The organism is Rhizobium sp. 18055 (assembly GCF_902706285.1).
Taxonomy (GTDB): domain Bacteria; phylum Pseudomonadota; class Alphaproteobacteria; order Rhizobiales; family Rhizobiaceae; genus Rhizobium.
The window spans coordinates 1-440 of the sequence record NZ_CACSKD010000284.1 but is presented as its reverse complement, the minus strand read 5'-3'; the positions used below and the strand labels follow the sequence as shown (position 1 = coordinate 440).

Sequence of the window (440 nt, the reverse complement as noted above, 5' to 3'; positions counted from 1 at the left end):
CCACTCACATCGTCCACCGTCGCGTCAACTTCCGAGCCCTTGAGCACAGCGTGGAGGAGCTCAAGCAGTCCAGCGTCAGCATCCACACACCTTTTGTTCCTAAAGGGCTTTCTGGGGAAAATAGCAGAGCTTCTGAGATTCATTTTGACAAGGTTAAGAGCGAGGACAAGCTCAGCCTGTCTTTCGATCACCTCTTTGTCAACTACGGTTTCAAATCATCTGTCGGCACGCTGAAAGAATGGGGATTGGAACTCAATCGCCACCGCATCGTGGTCAACAGCAAGCAAGAAACCTCTGTCCCTGGTATCTATGCTATCGGTGACTGTTGCTTCTACGAGGGCAAGATTGACCTGATTGCGACTGGACTGGGTGAAGCCCCAACCACTGTTAACAATGCTATGAACTACCTCAATCCAAATGAAAAAGTGCAACCCAAGCAC

1 protein-coding gene is annotated in these 440 nt (G+C 50.0%); it reads left to right on the top strand.

The features are described 5' to 3' along the window. Window positions 1-50: 50 nt before the first annotated feature. The coding region (locus GVL52_RS29130) for an NAD(P)/FAD-dependent oxidoreductase (protein ID WP_200848007.1) at window positions 51-440 on the top strand (390 nt) is incomplete at its 3' end.